At 39.3% G+C, this 15,714-nt stretch carries 19 protein-coding genes and 1 tRNA gene; 12 read left to right on the top strand and 8 right to left on the bottom strand.

The genetic code is table 11. From position 1 onward, the window contains the following. The first annotated feature begins 299 nt into the window (after positions 1 to 299). Positions 300 to 581 carry a hypothetical protein gene (locus tag HY817_02805; GenBank protein ID MBI4836164.1) on the top strand — a complete coding sequence of 94 codons (282 nt, stop codon included), beginning with the start codon at positions 300 to 302 and terminating at the stop codon, positions 579 to 581. Between the two features lie 55 nt (positions 582 to 636). On the opposite strand, the gene rpmG is transcribed toward HY817_02805, so the two are convergent. Both rpmG and HY817_02815 read right to left on the bottom strand, forming a co-directional pair. Then, positions 637 to 828 (bottom strand): 50S ribosomal protein L33, encoded by a 192-nt coding sequence (rpmG, locus tag HY817_02810; GenBank protein MBI4836165.1) that lies wholly within the window; start codon positions 826 to 828, stop codon positions 637 to 639. Positions 829 to 883: 55 nt separating this feature from the next. Further along, positions 884 to 1,972 carry a hypothetical protein gene (locus HY817_02815; protein MBI4836166.1) on the bottom strand — a complete coding sequence of 363 codons (1,089 nt, stop codon included), beginning with the start codon at positions 1,970 to 1,972 and terminating at the stop codon, positions 884 to 886. A gap of 95 nt (positions 1,973 to 2,067) precedes the next feature. Between HY817_02815 and HY817_02820 the strand changes: the two genes are divergently transcribed. The 3 genes from HY817_02820 to HY817_02830 all read left to right on the top strand — a co-directional run bounded on the left by HY817_02820 (position 2,068) and on the right by HY817_02830 (position 4,440). Then, a complete protein-coding gene (locus HY817_02820; GenBank protein MBI4836167.1) occupies positions 2,068 to 3,441 on the top strand; it encodes an extracellular solute-binding protein in 1,374 nt (457 codons plus the stop codon). Between the two features lie 55 nt (positions 3,442 to 3,496). After that, complete coding sequence (locus HY817_02825; GenBank protein MBI4836168.1) at positions 3,497 to 3,919, top strand: TrbC/VirB2 family protein; 423 nt, start codon at positions 3,497 to 3,499, stop codon at positions 3,917 to 3,919. 77 nt (positions 3,920 to 3,996) lie between these two features. After that, positions 3,997 to 4,440: a hypothetical protein gene (locus tag HY817_02830; protein MBI4836169.1), complete on the top strand. Its 444-nt coding sequence runs from the start codon at positions 3,997 to 3,999 to the stop codon at positions 4,438 to 4,440. Positions 4,441 to 4,446: 6 nt separating this feature from the next. On the opposite strand, the gene HY817_02835 is transcribed toward HY817_02830, so the two are convergent. Further along, the gene (locus tag HY817_02835; protein ID MBI4836170.1) at positions 4,447 to 5,370 is read right to left on the bottom strand and encodes a tyrosine-type recombinase/integrase; all 924 of its coding nucleotides are present in this window, start codon (positions 5,368 to 5,370) and stop codon (positions 4,447 to 4,449) included. A 203-nt stretch (positions 5,371 to 5,573) separates the two neighbouring features. On the opposite strand from HY817_02835, the gene HY817_02840 reads away from it, so the two are divergent. After that, positions 5,574 to 5,647, top strand: a tRNA-Gln gene (locus HY817_02840). A 199-nt stretch (positions 5,648 to 5,846) separates the two neighbouring features. Here HY817_02840 and HY817_02845 read toward each other — a convergent pair. After that, positions 5,847 to 6,572 carry a hypothetical protein gene (locus tag HY817_02845; GenBank protein ID MBI4836171.1) on the bottom strand — a complete coding sequence of 242 codons (726 nt, stop codon included), beginning with the start codon at positions 6,570 to 6,572 and terminating at the stop codon, positions 5,847 to 5,849. A 104-nt stretch (positions 6,573 to 6,676) separates the two neighbouring features. Here HY817_02845 and lysA point away from each other — a divergent pair, with 104 nt between their 5' ends. Beyond that, positions 6,677 to 7,915 carry a diaminopimelate decarboxylase gene (gene lysA, locus HY817_02850; GenBank protein MBI4836172.1) on the top strand — a complete coding sequence of 413 codons (1,239 nt, stop codon included), beginning with the start codon at positions 6,677 to 6,679 and terminating at the stop codon, positions 7,913 to 7,915. A gap of 2 nt (positions 7,916 to 7,917) precedes the next feature. On the opposite strand, the gene HY817_02855 is transcribed toward lysA, so the two are convergent. From HY817_02855 to HY817_02865, 3 genes are read right to left on the bottom strand one after another with little or no spacing between them, the layout of a single operon-like run. Beyond that, positions 7,918 to 8,097: a hypothetical protein gene (locus tag HY817_02855; GenBank protein ID MBI4836173.1), complete on the bottom strand. Its 180-nt coding sequence runs from the start codon at positions 8,095 to 8,097 to the stop codon at positions 7,918 to 7,920. Positions 8,098 to 8,141: 44 nt separating this feature from the next. Beyond that, a complete protein-coding gene (locus tag HY817_02860) occupies positions 8,142 to 9,287 on the bottom strand; it encodes a class I SAM-dependent rRNA methyltransferase (GenBank protein MBI4836174.1) in 1,146 nt (381 codons plus the stop codon). Then, entirely contained in the window at positions 9,287 to 10,081 is a 795-nt protein-coding gene (locus HY817_02865; GenBank protein ID MBI4836175.1) for a sugar phosphate isomerase/epimerase, read from the bottom strand. Before HY817_02865 ends, HY817_02860 begins: the two co-directional genes overlap by 1 nt. An 89-nt stretch (positions 10,082 to 10,170) precedes the next feature. On the opposite strand from HY817_02865, the gene HY817_02870 reads away from it, so the two are divergent. The 6 genes from HY817_02870 to HY817_02895 all read left to right on the top strand — a co-directional run bounded on the left by HY817_02870 (position 10,171) and on the right by HY817_02895 (position 14,934). Continuing rightward, the gene (locus HY817_02870) at positions 10,171 to 10,323 is read left to right on the top strand and encodes a hypothetical protein (GenBank protein MBI4836176.1); all 153 of its coding nucleotides are present in this window, start codon (positions 10,171 to 10,173) and stop codon (positions 10,321 to 10,323) included. A 228-nt stretch (positions 10,324 to 10,551) separates the two neighbouring features. Then, a complete protein-coding gene (locus HY817_02875; GenBank protein MBI4836177.1) occupies positions 10,552 to 12,594 on the top strand; it encodes a sodium-translocating pyrophosphatase in 2,043 nt (680 codons plus the stop codon). A gap of 229 nt (positions 12,595 to 12,823) precedes the next feature. Next, positions 12,824 to 13,747 carry a SpoIIE family protein phosphatase gene (locus tag HY817_02880; GenBank protein MBI4836178.1) on the top strand — a complete coding sequence of 308 codons (924 nt, stop codon included), beginning with the start codon at positions 12,824 to 12,826 and terminating at the stop codon, positions 13,745 to 13,747. Continuing rightward, positions 13,741 to 14,190 (top strand): hypothetical protein, encoded by a 450-nt coding sequence (locus HY817_02885; GenBank protein ID MBI4836179.1) that lies wholly within the window; start codon positions 13,741 to 13,743, stop codon positions 14,188 to 14,190. Before HY817_02880 ends, HY817_02885 begins: the two co-directional genes overlap by 7 nt. 5 nt (positions 14,191 to 14,195) lie before the next feature. Then, the gene (locus HY817_02890; protein ID MBI4836180.1) at positions 14,196 to 14,555 is read left to right on the top strand and encodes an STAS domain-containing protein; all 360 of its coding nucleotides are present in this window, start codon (positions 14,196 to 14,198) and stop codon (positions 14,553 to 14,555) included. Between the two features lie 127 nt (positions 14,556 to 14,682). Then, the gene (locus HY817_02895) at positions 14,683 to 14,934 is read left to right on the top strand and encodes a hypothetical protein (GenBank protein ID MBI4836181.1); all 252 of its coding nucleotides are present in this window, start codon (positions 14,683 to 14,685) and stop codon (positions 14,932 to 14,934) included. Between the two features lie 84 nt (positions 14,935 to 15,018). On the opposite strand, the gene HY817_02900 is transcribed toward HY817_02895, so the two are convergent. Further along, a complete protein-coding gene (locus tag HY817_02900) occupies positions 15,019 to 15,705 on the bottom strand; it encodes a 50S ribosomal protein L1 (GenBank protein ID MBI4836182.1) in 687 nt (228 codons plus the stop codon). Positions 15,706 to 15,714 lie beyond the last annotated feature (9 nt).

Genomic DNA, 15,714 nt, shown 5'->3' on the forward strand with positions numbered 1-15,714 from the left:
ATTGGAGAAGGAGAAGGTTGTATGCATACCGAGAGGATCTTTGTCCTATGACAACAAGCTTCTCCTCTCCTTCCCCAATCTTACTTTCTCACCAACAAGATGTCATTTCTTCTTGGCTCTTCCTGTATATGACAATGGAGGGAGAGTTGTTAACTGAGCAGATGGGTCAGTCATTGAGTCTCTGAACCTCCTTCAATAAATAAGAATGAGATTTCTAGACAGCAATGACAATAAAGCTTATAAACTAACACAGAGCTGTAAAAATTGGTCTCTTAGATTCTAGCTTCTATCATTTCCACATGTCTGATCAGGAGAAAAAAATTGCTGCCATAAGTTATGTTCCTGGCTTAAGTATAGTTTGTTTATGGGGACGTACTGAACATTTTGTGCGCTTCCATGCTCGTCAAGCATTAGTGTTGCATGTGTTTTTTTTGCTCTGGCTTTTTTTGCCTTGGTGGTGGCTTACGATGATTTTAGAATTAGGCGTATTTGGCTTAATCGTCTTGGGATTTTATCATGCTTCTTTAGGTGCTGAATATGAATTGCCAGTAGTGAAGGAGCTTTTGGCCAGGAAAAAATAAAAAAGCGATTACTTTAGTTGGTAATCGCTTTTTTTGTTTGGGCAAAAAAGTACTCTTATTTACCTTTCGTCTCAATAAATTCGACGTGTTTGCGAGCTACTTTAGAAAATTTCTTCAAACTTAATTTGTCTTGAGTGTTTTTCTTATTTTTTGTGGTGACATAAATGCGTTCTTTGCCTTTGCTGCCATCAGTTCGTGCGAAAGCATATTCTAGAGTCACCCAGTTACGATTTGTCTTCTTTGCCATAAAAGCTTATTTAGAAAGCGTGGGTAATCTACAGTGCTCAAGAAAAAAAGTAAAGTTACACAATTTCTTTCTCCCGCAATGCTTGATACAGTGTTCGCTTTTGTACAAGTACAGTACCGATTCCGGCAAAAGTAAGTAATACTTTCACGATACCACCCAAAAAGGGAATAGTGCCAACTAAGCTAATTGCACTAATACTAATTAGGAGATACAAAGCGCCCAAATATCTGTTATGTTCTTCATCTATTCTTTTTCCTAAGAGTTTTTGAGTAAGATAAAAAGCGATAGGTAATTGCCCAAGATAAATGAGCATGAGAGTAATGGTCAAAAGTATTAATCCTAGTGGTAGTCCAATGATTGTGACGGCCAGGATAATTGTGGCCAGCATTGCTGTGATTATACTGATTAGGCCGATACCTAAACTTAACCAGAAATGTTGGCTCAAATAATCACTGTTTTTTTGTACTAAGCGAGCGAATAGATAGATAAACAATAAACCAATAAGCCAATAGGCAATGATTTGGATAATGAGATTGAGCCAATATTTAGTATTGAAGTAGATGCTCTCATGTTTTTTGTCTAAAGTGATTCGAGGGCCATCAATCTTCGCACCATTGTGCTGAATTACGCTACTTTGATCAGGAGCTTTCAAGGCGCCATAAATATGAGTGTTGCCACCCAAGATAGTGTTTTCAGCATCAGCTTTTACTGATCCCTTTACGCTATTATTAAGCTCAAATTTGCCACCTTCAATTCGGATATCACCATCTACCGGGCCTGAAACCTTGATACTACCACCAAAGCCATTAAGATCTTTATTGATCTTGCCTTCACTAATAATCTCTCCGCCAATAAGACGCGCATGTTTGCCGACAGTAGATTCTGAATGAAGATGTACTTTTCCTCCGGCAGCAATTAAATCACCTTTTATTTCTCCCCAAATATCTATCTCGCCTCCTGCAGCAATCAGGTCGCCATTTATTTGACCAGCGATACTAATTTTCCCAGCACTGACTATTAAATTATCCATAATTATAGTGCCTTTTTCTAGGGAAAAACTCTCACTCAATTGTATCTCTGCCGCTGAAACTGGCTTTGGTATGAGGATTGTTGCCAGAAAAATAGCAAGCAAGAGTTTGCGCATGCTGATATATTAAAGTCTGCGCCACTCTAACATAGCCAAGAAAGTTTGTCCCTGATATTACGATGCGCTATGATAATTTTGTCCTTAGTATCATTATGAATTTTAGCAGCAGCCAAATTAAGCTATTTGCTATTGTAACAGGTGTAATTTTGGTGTTTGTACTTGCTTTCGCTTTTTTCTTGCGGCCTGGTGTGGGAGAAAAAAGTGATATTACTTTGACTATTTGGGGCGTAGGTGATGAGCAGGGAGACTTTCAAACAGTATTTCAAGACTTTATTATTTATGCTAAACAAGCGCCTCAATATCGCGGTGCGGCGATCAATATTGAATATCGCTCCTGGCGCTCAGATGAATATGAAACGCTTTTATTGAATCAATTAGCAGAAGGTAAAGGCCCAGATATTTTTTATATTCACAATACGTGGTTACCTAAATATCATAATAAATTATTACCGCTGCCAGCTGATCAATTGAGCTTGGATCAATTCAAAGAGGAATTTGTGCCGGTGACTTTCGATGATTTAGTATATGAAAAGAAAGTCTATGCTCTGCCACATTACGTTGACACCTTAGCTCTATACTACAATACCCAGCACTATCAGTCTGGTGCTTCAGGTAGTTCACGCCCTGCTAATACTTGGTCTGCTCTGAAGGCCCAGATTGCTGCTATGACTAGTAAGAATGGTAATCAGTTAACTCGCTCTGCCATAGGTTTGGGTACAATGAAAAATATTAAATACGCGGTAGATCTCATCTATTTGCAGTTGGTTCAACGCTCAGGCAAGCTCTGTCAAGAGGTTTGTACTGCTGTGAGTGTGAGTGATAATGTGCCTTTTAAAGAGGCAGTGAATGAATATACTGGTTTTAGTGACCCTAATAGTACCTATTATACTTGGGATAGTAATTATCTTAAGGGACATGAAAACAATAATATCTTTAACGATATTGATGCTTTTATTCGTGGTCGAGTAAGCTCAGTTTTCGCATATGCAAGTGATTATCAGCAAATAAAAACTTTGGGCCAGGCAAACAATTTGAACTTTGCTATTGCGGAGGTTCCTCAATTAGACGCTGCCGCTCGTGATAATGAAAGGATTACCTTTGCTAACTATTGGTCCATGGCAGTAAGCCGTAATAGCGGCCATCCTCAATTGGCTTGGGACTTTATTAAGTATTTTACTACGGCGCCAATACTTGCTAAGTTTTATGAGGAGCATCCTCGTCCAGTAAGCAGAGAAGATATGATCAACACTAGTACAGAAAATCCTTTGCGTGTATTTGATCGTCAGGCAAAGTATGCTAAAAGCGTAATAGTGTATGATGATGCTCGTTTTACCCAGATTCTATCTGATAATATCGAGGATATCGTCAACAAAAATAGTACTTTGATTGGGGCATTACAAAAAATGGAAGCTGAGCTTAATAAGGTTCTCGCTCCTTATGCACAGCTTCCTAGTAGTGATTTATAGCATTGACTCATATATGAACTATATAGTAGAATTAAACGAAACTAACAAAAATCACATGTTTTCAGTCAAAGCAATTAATCAACAAGTAGCTAAAAAACAACGAAAGGGGGTGAGTACGATGCGCCGTCTCACTGATGCTCTCGGTAAAGCCGCTTTAATGGTAGCACTTTCTGCTCCTGTTCAAGCTTTCGCCGAAAGTGGTTTAGGTCAAAGCACTATTCCACGTCCAGAAAATCTTTCTGGTACACCTTTCTTGCAATTGCTAACTAATATTATCAATTTTATTTTGGGTTTAGTTGGTACTATTGCAGTATTGATGTTGATCTGGGGAGGATTTAATTATCTCACTTCAGCTGGTAACTCTGAAAATACTAAGAAAGCAAAGCAAACTATTATCTATGCAATCATAGGTATTATCATTATTGCTCTTTCATACCAAATTGTTCGCTTTATTACTGGTACAATTTCAGGTCTATAATTTAGGTAGTATTTATTCTGCCTTTTTAGAAAGGACCTTAGCGCATTTGTTAAGGTCCTTTTATTTTCTCCTTCTCTATGCTGCCACTTTCTTACTTTGCTACCTATTTAGTACAAAATGGTTTTACTACTCAAGGTTTTCATGTCCCGGACTTTTTGGCTAGTAGGACTGATTTCCTTAGTTCTGGTAGTCAAATTTTAAACTGGATTTTAGGATTTGTCGGTACAGTAGCCTTTCTCATTATTCTTTGGGCTGGCTTAACGATGGTGACGTCAGCTGGTAATAGTGACCGGATCAAAAAAGCTAGATCGGCTTTAATCTATACTTTCATTGGTATAGTAATAATTGCCGTATCATATGTATTTGTGCAACTAATTACTTGGTACCTTTCACCAGCTAATCAAGCGACTATTCCACCTTCACCAGCTGCCAGTCCGAGGGTAGGATTACCAGTGACTAATAGTACTGTGCCGCTTTTAGAGAGACAGTTTACTGTCGTCGCTACGCCAAGTAGGCGTTAGGTGCTATTAGCGATGAAACTTCTTGTGAATATCCTTTAAGCGATTGTCGGTCAAATGGGTATATATCTGCGTAGTGGTAATACTAGCATGTCCCAGTAATTCTTGAACTGAACGCAAATCAGCACCATTTTGTAGCAAATTAGTGGCAAAGGAATGGCGCAAGGTGTGTGGGGTTACATGTTTCAGAATATTAGCTTTAAATGCATACGTACGTATCATTTTTTGAATACTTAATGGTGTTAGGCGGCGATGTTCGCCAGTGCTTTTTGCTCCTTTGTCACGAGATCCGCGATAATTGATAAAAAGTGGCTTCCAGGTGTCCTCACGAGTGGCTAAATAGTTCAGTACAGCCTTTTTAGCATGGTCACTAATAAAGACAATACGGACTTTATTGCCCTTGCCCCGTATTGTGAACTCTTGCTTTTCTAGATCTACGCGATCTCTATCCAAACTAACCAATTCACTAACTCGTAAACCAGTAGAATAAAGTAGTTCTACAATCGCTTTGTCCCTTATACCCACAACCTTTTTAGTATTGATAGCGGAGAACAGCTTATTTAATTCTTTTTGTTCCAAGAATTCTACGGTTCTTTGTTCCAACTTGCCCACCTCTATTTTTTCAGGGTTTAAGCTTGGTATGTCCATTTTGCCTAAATATCTCAAAAAAGCGCGCAAGGCAATAATATGATAGCTTTGGGTTTTTTTACTCAGAGGCAAACCATGTTTGTCATTTAATCGGTTGAGATATAAACGATACTTTTGTATTATTGGCAACGTAATTTCTACTGGTTTGATTAAACCAGCAAAATCAACAAAGCGCATCAGATAGTGCTGATAGTTGAGAATAGTCTTGAAAGACTGATTTTTATTTAATTCAGCATCTTCCAGAAACTCGGTGATATAATCTACGACACTTTTATTGTCCTCCATTGTAATATAAAAGCTCTCTTATTCTACTGTTCTTTTTTGCTACTGCAATCTAGATAAAGCCTCATTTTATTCTAATGCTATTGAGTAACTTATTTGGGAAATGGTGTTTCTTTGCAGGAAAAAAGTATATGGACGATGCAATTGATGCGTTTAAGCAATTCTTATAGTCAAAAAAAAACTTTTACGCTAAAATGCGGCCGCAATCGGGGATCGTCTAATGGTAGGACAACAGCCTCTGGAGCTGTGAGTTGGGGTTCGAGTCCCTATCCCCGAACCAGCCTGCGCGTAGCCGCTTCGGCTGGCGGGGCCAGAACTGCTTATTTTTATATATCTGCTTTTAGAATATGCGCTCTCAGTTGAGCCAGCGCAGTGCTAGGCTGCCGAAGAGGCGACTAGCGCGTAGGCATGCCATATTGTCAAAGATTGTTTTGTCGATCATTGATAGCCTAGCCTTATTCCTGGTCCCTTATTCCTTATTACATACTCAGATCGAAACATCTTCCTAGCCAGAATCGATTCCATTGATGAAGGGCTTGGGCTCTTAGACGAGTCAAGTTATTTGCTGATCTTAGCCTAATTAAGGAGAAATCAACTAAATGAATTGTACTGCGCTGGCCATTCTCAGGAGTTATTACAATATTTGCTATTGCCGGTGTTAGGTCTGGATCTCGCCACCATGTTGGAGCCTCCTGAGGCATCAATGGGAAAAGCCCTCTGTTTCGCAATATTAAACCAGCTGCAATGCCCGGAGTGACCAATAACTTGTCGAGAACTTTGTCTCTATGAGGCTTGAATTCAGATAAAAGACACTGTGCTGCTCCTGCTAAACCCATCGGATCAATACTGACACCATGTTCAGCCATAGCTGCTCTATTCATTTGTAATAATGAATCTATTTGCTTACGGACGTCGGCCGAAGTAGCTATATCTGCTGGTCGCACATGACGAGCATGCGGAATCCTAGCTTGACCAATGATATAACCCGCAGTTTTGTCGGGCAGCACTCGAGCAGGAGGAATAAATGGTGCAAAGAGCTTCCTGCTCATATCTAACAATTCTCGGATATTGTTTATGTCTCCAGGTACTTTAGGTACTTTGAGCAATTCGCTAGGGTTCCTTAGATTCTCATATACTCGGTGATCCGATCCTTCAGCAAATAATTTGCCGAAGGATATGTCAGGAGTTTCTCTTGAGCCGTCCATAAATTTTTTTACTGCCAATATTAGCAGATCTATCAGGATATTGCCATGTCCCATTACTTGCGTATTGTTTGCTGACTTGGCATGCTGCACCTGCTCGAAATATGATTATGAAAAAGTTATTACCGTTTACATTGTCCCAGGTGCAGAAGTGGGTAAATACTTATCCAACGCCTTTTTATGTTTATGATGAGAGGGGAATCAGAAATATTTGTCGAAGATTAAAAAAAGCCTTTTCTTGGTTAGACTTCAAACAGTATTATGCTGTGAAAGCTTTGCCTAACCCCAGCATCTTGCAGATATTAAAAGATGAGGGTTTGGGAGCTGATTGCAGTTCTTTAGCGGAGTTATACTTGGCAGAAATGGCAGGTATATCAGGTCAAGATATTATGTACACTTCTAATAACACTCTTGATGAGGAATTTCAGAAAGCCCATCAAATGGGGGCGATTATAAACCTTGATGATATTAGCCATATTGAGCCTTTAGAAAGGGTGGTGGGAATTCCTGAAATACTATCTTTTCGCTTTAATCCTGGAAAATTGCGTGAGGGAAATAGTATTATCGGCAAACCGGAGGAAGCAAAGTATGGCCTCACTAAAGATCAATTGTTTAAGGCTTATCAAATCATGCAACAAAAGGGCGTGAAGCGTTTTGGTATTCACACTATGATCGCTTCTAATGAGCTAGATCCTGACTATTTTGTTAAAACTGCAGAAATGCTATTTGATTTAGTAATCGAGCTGAAGCAAAAATTAGGTATTAGTTGTGAAATAGTAAATATTGGGGGTGGGGTTGGTATTCCTTATAAACCAGAACAAGATGAAGTGGATCTTGAATATATGGGGAATGAGATACAAAAGTTATACCAACAGAAAGTGATACAAGCAGGTCTGCAGCCTTTTACGCTAGCTATGGAATGTGGTCGACTCATTACGGGGCCGTATGGATATCTAGTTACTCGGGCTATTCGCCATAAAAACACTTATAAAAACTATGTAGGGGTTGATGCCTGTATGGCCAATCTGATGCGTCCTGGTATGTATGGTGCCTATCATCATATTAGTGTGCTTGGTAAGGAGCAGACTGCTTTGGATCATGTTTATGATATTACTGGTGGTCTTTGTGAAAATAATGATAAGTTTGCTATTGATCGAGCATTGCCCCAAATCTCTGATGGCGATATTTTAGTAATTCACGATGCTGGCGCGCATGGCCATGCTATGGGCTTTAATTACAATGGCAAGTTGCGCTCAGCAGAATTTTTGCTTCGAGAAAATAGTGAATTACAAATGATTCGTAGAGGGGAAACTCTCGATGATCATTTTGCCACTCTTAAGTTCTAAAATTATTGTGCTTGAGTTTGGTTATTCTCGGGTGTATTTGATGTGTCCTGAGATGTGTCGCAGCCTTTATTGTAAATGGTTGCTCCTGCTAGTAAAAGTGCCAAGGCTATTGCTGTTCTTTCGCTGGCCTCAACAGAAGAACGGTTCTGCCGCTGACGTAAGTGGGCAAATCTTTGCTGCATAAATTTTTGTGAAGCTGAATCTTAGCTACGCCCAGTTTATCTGTCTAGATCTGTACGCTAATAAATTTCAAATGATTGGATTCTGGCCAAGCCTGATGCGGAGGGAAATCTTTGTCAGCTGATCCTCGATACTGGGTCTGTACTTTGAAGCCAGCTTTTTGGGCATAGTGATGGATATGCTGATCAAAGTCTTGCTTAGACCATTGGGCGAAATTGGTAGAACAAATTAGGCTGCCTCTTTTGTTTAATAATGGTAATGCTTGCATGATCAAATCTTGATAATTTTGTGCCACTGAAAAACTACCTTGTTTCTTTTTGGCAAAGGTGGGCGGGTCGAGAATAATTATGTCATATTTGATTCCTTTCCGACGGCAAAAACTAAAATGAGCGAAAGTATCTGAAGTAATGACTTGATTATTGGTAGATGCCAATTTATTTAAAACCATATTTTCTACGCACCATTCGCTATAAGTCTTCGATAAATCCACACTTACTGTACTGGCGGCTCCACCAACAGCACAGGCAATGCTGAGAGCCCCTGTATAACTAAAAGTATTACAAATATGCTTCCCTTTACTAATACTCATTAAATATTCTCGATTGCCTCTTTGATCTAAAAAAAGACCATTCATTAAGCCGGCTGCTAACTTAACGATAAACTGGCCAGTTTTTTCAGCGATAATTAAATTAAGGGGAGCTGAATTGCCCCAAATTAGTTGAATTGGTGAGTTACTATTAGTCGGAGAACGATCTTTAAGATATATACCTTGAAGCGGCATCAACTTAATCAATACTTCGATAAGGATGCTTTGCCAGACTTGTATGCCCCGATTGAAGCATGTTATTACCGCAAATTGATGAAATAATTCTATATGTATTCCCGGTATGCCATCTGCTTCACTGTGAATTAACCTGAATGCTTCAGGTAGGATAGGAAATGATTGTTGCCTTTTTTGCCAAGCCAGTTTTAGTAGCCAACTTATATAATCTGAGTCTAATGGCTTTTCTGTGATACAAATTTGCGCCTTGTGCGTATGGCCAATGTAGCCATAAAACTTTTGTGATGCGACGACAATCTCGATACTAGTACCTTCCTTGGCTAGACTTTCAAAAAAGTCATCCTTGGTTAGGTAAGGAATCTGAGCAAGTAATTTGGCAATGCCAGTTTTCTTGGGGGTTAGCTCTACCATTAGCCCATTACAATATCATCATCTTTCTCATCATCTATAGCACCTTCTTCTACTGGCTTTTTGAGAAAATACTCTTCATAAAATGCTTTTGCTTTACGCAAATTTTCCATCACTTTCGTTTTGTCGCCGGCACCCATTGCTTCCAAACTAAACTTGATACAAATAGGCTTATTAAAATTATCGCGGCGTAAATGAGTTAAGAAACTTTCTAGAGGGATTTCTCCTTCGTCGAGTGGCTGATTAGGTAAATTGTTGTGGAAGTTTGAGATATAAACAAACTCTAATCTTTTGCGAATAATTTTGTACACTCTGAGTAATGGCAATTTCTGGGAAGCTAAATGACAAACATCTAAACAAATGTAATCAAAACGTCGCAAGTCCTCAATGTTGCGTAGAGAATACTGAGGCAAAAATAAATTGGTGCTTGCTGGTGGATTCTCAACACAAATTTTCACTTTTGTTTTTTTCTGTAATTTGGGAATTTCATTTTTGAACCATTGGGCATAGCGTAGGCTAGTAAACAATGGCGGACGAGCGTTTAGTAAGGGGATATTTGCTGTTTCGGCAATTTCTAAAGCAGCTTGAAAGCGCTTGGGGGTTCCATCTGCTGGCAGAGAAAGGCTAACGATAGGTAATTTGAAGAATTCTTGTAAACGGAGCAAGTAATCTGGATCTCGGGTATCAAAAATATCGTTGAGGATGATATCAAGCCCTTCGAATCCAGCGTCTTTAGTAAACTCAAAAATACGATTTAAACCATATTTGTAGAGACAGCCAGTAGTAAGACACAACATAAAGAAGCGGATAGCTATAATATACATCTATATCTTAGCATATATTATCAACAATATGGTATACTAATTGGAATACAAAAATAAAAACTATGTCCCCACAGCACTATTTTCGCAGAATGTCGGTAGTCCTTTTTGCTTTGATTTGTGTAATCTGGGTGAGCATTTACGGTGTGATTATAACTGGAGCATTCTCACGGGCATTTTGGGCTAGTATGACAGCGGTAGATGTCCTGGTAAAATAAATTCAAAAAAACAAAAGATAAAATTATAAGGCCATCAAATCTGTTTGAAGAAATGATGACTGTGAGCTGTATTCCTCTCATGTCTTTTGCCTGTGGCCGTGGCAAAGATGGTATGTACGTACTTGCTCAGCAGCCAGTCAGTTTTGTCTAATCAGAAATAACTGAGGAATTGTTTTGAAACTTGAATTGTTCAGTGGTATATTGCGCCCGATTTAACTAATCCTGTATATGCCATATGTTTGGTATGCCTTGGGCGCTAGTATACTAGCTCTAGTGGTTGCGGTTATTCATATTTCGTCGATCATGCGTGTGAAAGTTGCTGATAAAACGATGAATGATATTTCTTTAGCTATTAGGCAGGGAGCGGAAGCCTATCTTAGTCGGCAAACTAAGACAATTGGCGTGTTTACTATTCTGATTTTTTTGGTACTGGGTTTTGTTTTTAATTGGTTGATGGCTGCTGGATTTTTAGCTGGTGCGATTCTTTCTTTGGCAGCTGCTTATATTGGTATGGGTGTATGTAGTCGTACTAATGTACGTACTGCTTTCTTAGCTAAAGAAGGTATGCAGCCAGCATTAAGTATTGCTTTCCGTGGTGGTTTGGTCACAGGTCTTGGTGTGGTTGGTCTAGCGCTTTTGGGAGTGAGTGGTTTTTATCTTATTCTTAGAGCGTATGGTTTGCCTGTCGCCCAAATTCCGCAAATGTTAATTGGCTTTGGTTTTGGTGCTTCTTTGGTGAGTTTATTTGCTCGTGTTGGTGGGGGCATTTTTACTAAGGCAGCTGATGTCGGGGCTGATCTTGTCGGAAAAATAGAACAAAATATTCCTGAAGATGATCCTCGAAATCCAGCCGTTATTGCTGATAATGTTGGCGACAACGTAGGTGATGTTGCTGGTATGGGGGCTGATCTTTTTGAAACCTATGCAGTTACCTTGATTGCTGCTTTGGTATTAGCTTCTTCAGTATTTACTGGTGGTAGTTTTTCACAGGTAGCGATTGAGTATCCTTTGATGTTGGGGGCTGTAGCTATCGTAGCGTCTATCTTGGGAGCTTTTTTTGTACGTTTGGGCAGCAAGAAAAATATTATGGGAGCTTTGTACAAAGGTTTAGCAGCAACAAGTATATTTTCTATTATTGGTTTTTATTTTGTCACCAATGCGATGTTGGGTAATGAAATGCGAATATTTTATGCTTCTTTAGTAGGTATTGCTTTGACAGTTTTGATGAATGTGATCACCGAATACTATACCTCTACTGCTTATAAGCCGGTACAAGATACAGCAAAAGCGGCAGAAACTGGTGCAGGGACTAATGTGATTATTGGCTTAGCTTATGGTTTGAGAAGTACATTCCTGCCGATTATGGCAATTGTTATTGCTATCATGTTGGCTTATTGGTTAGGAGATACTTCTAGTTTACATAGTGGTATTTATGGTATTGCGATTGCCGCTGTAGCCATGCTTTCTACCACTGGAATGGTGATTGCAATGGATGCTTATGGACCGATTACTGATAATGCTGGTGGTATTGCCGAAATGGCAAATTTACCAGAGCATGTGCGTGAGGTTACAGATGCTTTAGATGCTGTTGGTAATACTACCAAGGCGGTTACTAAGGGCTATGCCATTGGTTCGGCTGCATTAGCGGCATTAGTTCTTTTCCAGGCGTACAATGAAGAATTTGTGAAGCTTGGCAAAACCTTGAGTCAACGGATTGACGATCCAACTGTATTGGTAGGACTTTTTATTGGTGCTTTATTACCTGCCCTATTCTCTTCTTATTGTATGCAAGCGGTGGGACGTGCTGCTCACAAGGTAGTAGATGAAGTACGTCGCCAATTCCGTGATATTAAGGGAATTATGGAGGGTAAAGCGAAACCAGATTATAAAGCTTGTGTAGATATCGTTACCAAGGCTGCTTTGTACGAAATGATAATGCCTGGTTTATTGGCAGTAGTTGCTCCTATTGCTGTTGCTTTTCTTCTTGGTCCTGAGGCTTTAGCTGGTTTGCTTGCTGGTGTCATGGTTTCCGGTTTAGTAACTGCTATTGCTATGTGTACCGGTGGGGCGGCATGGGATAATGCTAAAAAGTATATCGAAAAAGGCCATTTCGGTGGCAAAGGATCACCTACTCACAAAGCTGCAGTGGTAGGGGATACAGTTGGCGATCCCTACAAAGATACAGCAGGTCCTGCAATTAATGCTTTGATCAAGGTAATCAATACGATTGCGCTTATTCTGGCACCTATTTTGGCTAGTATGATGGTGTAAAGATTGGTTTGAATTAGAAAATGTAAAAAGCAGGTCAGAGATAATTGCTCTGACCTGCTTTTTTGCTCAGGTTGTTTTTATTCCCCGTTGGGCAGGAATCTAGGCCACTTTTTCTGAAAGTGATGAGGCTACCAGTAAGATTGATTCCTTCTTTTAGGTATGCGTTTATGGTAAAATAAATTGATAGTATTTATATCTATTTTTGAAACAGCGCTTTTCACTTTGGATTATGATTGGATTAGGTTTGCTTGAGCTTCTAGTATTGGCTTTTGTGCTTGAGCCAACCAACTTGCTATATTTGTATATTTCTTTGCTGATTATTTTAGGAAATAGTTGCTTTGTCTGGCTGTTTTCTTGTTTCCGTCCCAAACAATCAAAGACATCCCAATTAGCCAAAGCTTCAATTAGTGAAGAACGTTTGGTAAATAGTTTGCTAGTAGCAGAAAAAATTCAAAAGTATTTGCTCCCTGCCCATGTAGGAACTATTACCGGTTTAGATGTTTATGCGAAATCCAGACCCTCAGAAGAAATTGGCGGCGATTTTTATCAGGTGATACCAATTTCACCAACCAGAACACTTTTTGCTATTGGAGACGTGGCTGGTCATGGTCTTCCTTCTGCAATGATCAGTATTATTGTTGATACTTTGATTCATGCTTTTGCCAAGGAACAAGATATGCAAAAGATGACTAAGCAAATTAATACTATTTTATATCAACGGATTGCGCCCAATCTTTTTTCTACATTGTTATTACTACTGTGGGATAGTGAAACTAAGCTCATGTCTATAGTGTCAGCTGGTTTTGGCCGCTTCTTGCATTATCATTCTGCAGATCGGATAATCAATACAATCAAAGGAGGGGGGATTGCTCTAGGGATGGTAAAAAGTGATAAAAGTATTGCGACTACTAGACAATTGGTCTTTACTTCCGGGGATGTGTTGATTCTTTCTACTGATGGTATTTTGGAAATGCAAAATGGTTTGGGAAAGAGGTTGGGGATCGAAAGATGGGCAAAGATTGCCCAGCAGCATGCTGCTTTAGATTCTGCTGAAGCGATATTTCAGGCCTTGTCGCGGGATATTTTATCTTTTGCAGGTACGGCTAAACAGATAGATGATGTGACTCTCATGGTAATTCGTCATATATGCTAAAAACTATTACTCAAACCTGGCATATCTCACGTTCACTTTATTCTCCTCAAGATATTCGTAATCAAATCGGTAATTTTTTGAGTACCCATATTGCGCTCAGTAAGTGGGTACATCGTTTACAATTGGTTGCAGCTGAGTTGATTGCTAATAGTTGCGAACATCGTTTTGATAATGATTATGTGGTCTTGACCATAAGGATGACCAATTATCTTGGTAAGGTGAGAGTGCAAATTATCCTGGATGATAAAAGTAATGTGCTTATTATGCAGCGGTATAATAATCTCCGTCATGCTTTTAAGAAGCGTAAACTGCCAATTGAAAATAAAAGTGTTCATGGCCGAGGCTTAGCAATCATTTTGCTCTGGACAGACCAGATGCAATTTAGTAAAAAGCGAGCAGGTGGATTAACAGTGAAAGTCGTTAAGACCATTTACCTAGCCTAGATTCTATGACCCCTTTTACTTTCGTAATCACCGATATTAAGCTTAATAACACTGCTAAGGCGAAGCATATTCTTTGCCAAGGAGAATTAGATGAAAGCAATGTAGACTTTCATGCGGAGACGATATACGACTTAATTCATCTAGTTCCCAAAGGAACACATTTTGTCCTTGATGGTAAGTCACTGGCCTATTTAAATAGTAAAGCTTTGGGGTATCTAACAGACTGGTTTAATAAGCTCGATCAAAAAGGTGGGCGGATTTTTTTGGTCAATCTCAAACCTGCAATATTTGATGTTTTGGATGTAGTTGGTATTACCCAAATTATATCGGTTCATGACAAGGTGGCAGATATTGAACTAAATTAAGAATCTGCATTGTTGGCTGTTTAATGCTTGCTTAAGCCATAAACTCTTGACTCTATTGAGTGCTGGAGTATAATTAAGGTTGACTCTCGAGAGCGTAAGGTAACCTATTATCTTTAACTCTTATCCTATGACTAATCTCAATGATCGTGGAAATAATCAATATTCCACCAATAATCAAGGTACCAGTGGGGCTAATTCAGGTAACATGGGCAGGGATGATAAAAAGCGGAAGGGGGCTAATGAACAATTTGGTCAAGGAGGAAGTAATACATCGGGACAGAGCCAGCAAGGTTCAGTGACATCATCTCGAGATCGCAGTGACTCAAGCGGTCAAGGAGGTAACAATCGTAACGATTCAAGCCAGGGTAGCAATCGTTAATAGTAGCCGTACGTACTAACTACTATAAAAAGAGCTCCTATAAGGATATAGCTAGGAGCTCTTTTTTATCTTGCTGAGAATTACTTACTGTGAAAATGAAACTTTAATGCCTGGACCCATTGTAGTAGTCAATGTGACACTATTGATATAAGTGGCTTTTACTCCAGTCGGTCTCACTGCTTTTACAGCATCGATGATTGCCTTCACATTTTCAAACAATTTATCTTTACCAAAAGATACCTTACCCCCAATGACATGGAGATTCCCTTGAGGATCATTTCTAAACTCCACGCGTCCCTTTTTTACTTCAGTAATAGTGGCAACGATATCGGTTGTCACTGTACCAGCTTTAGGATTGGGCATTAAACCTTTAGTACCAAGTATTTTTCCTAACTTTGCCATTTTGCGCATTGCTTCTGGTGTAGCAATAGCAACGTCAAAGTCCGTCCAATTGTCTTTTGCTACCTTTTCAATCAAATCATCGCCACCAGCAAAGTCTGCACCTGCTTTTTTTGCCTTTTCCACTTCATCTTCACCAACAAAAGCAGCAATAATTTTGCTTTTGCCACTACCATTGGGCAGGCTTACGGTGCTTCTCACTTGCTGATCAGCATACTTAGGATCGATGTTGAGATTGAAGTGCACTTCAACAGTACTATCAAATTTGGTCGTACTAGAATCAACTAAAAGAGCACAAGCTTCTTCTAATTCATATTTCTTAGTACGATCAATTTTTTCACTTGCAGCCCGATATTTTTTGGAACGTTTCATAAATAAAAT

Source organism: Candidatus Abawacabacteria bacterium (assembly GCA_016207805.1).
Taxonomy (GTDB): domain Bacteria; phylum Patescibacteriota; class Gracilibacteria; order RBG-16-42-10; family RBG-16-42-10; genus JACQZO01.